Consider the following 930-nt stretch of genomic DNA (forward strand, 5'->3'; position numbering starts at 1 on the left):
TAAGTTCTGTTGGCGTGATTAAACCATCTGCTTCGGCATCTGCTAGTGCTTGCTCTGCCTCAGCATATGCTGCTTCAGCCGCCTCTACTGCTTCTGTCGCTTCTTCAAGTGCTGCAACTGCATCATCCACACCATCTTCGTTTTCATCATTTACTGCTGGTAAAGTGATATCAACCAGATCATTTAAACGACCTTGTAGCGCATCTTTTTCTGCTTGTACTGCCTCAGGTAACGCTGTCACTTTTGTTTGTGCTTCTGTTTTCGCAGCAAGTGCATCATCACGTGCTTGAGTCAGTGCAGTGAGTTCTGTTGGAGTGATGAGGCCATTGGCATTTGCATCGATCAGCGCTTGTTCCGCCGCAGCGTATGCTGCTTCTGCTGCCTCTACTGCTGCTTCAGCCGCTGCTAGAGCTTCTCCAATATCATCAACAACACCATCTTCATCTTCGTCATTTACTGTTGGTAAAGTGATATCAACCAGATCATTCAAACGACCTTGTAGCGCATCTTTTTCTGCTTGTACTGCCTCAGGTAACGCTGTCACTTTTGTTTGTGCTTCTTCTTTAGCAGCAAGTGCATCATCACGTGCTTGAGTCAGTGCAGTAAGTTCTGTTGGAGTGATGAGCCCATTGGCATTTGCATCGATCAGCGCTTGTTCTGCCGCAGCGTATGCTGCTTCTGCTGCCTCTACTGCTGCTTCGGCATCTGCCAATACTTGTTCGTACTCATCTGCTATGCCATCTTCGTTTTCATCATTTACTGTTGGTAAGATGATGTCGACTAGATCATCTAAGCGTGCATCCAATGCGTCTTTGTCTGCTCCTTCTGGAAGTGCATCAACTTTCGCTTGTGCATCTTCTTTAGCAGCAAGTGCATCATCACGTGCTTGAGTCAGCTCAGTAAGTTCTGTTGGCGTGATTAAACCATCTG

1 protein-coding gene is annotated in these 930 nt (G+C 46.8%); it reads right to left on the minus strand.

Annotation, left to right across the window (positions count from 1 at the left end):
* A partial coding sequence (locus AC1M9H_RS14300; RefSeq protein ID WP_481613645.1) for a GA-like domain-containing protein occupies window positions 1-930 on the minus strand: 930 nt, incomplete at both ends.

The sequence above is a fragment of the Acinetobacter sp. ANC_7512 genome, assembly GCF_056779935.1.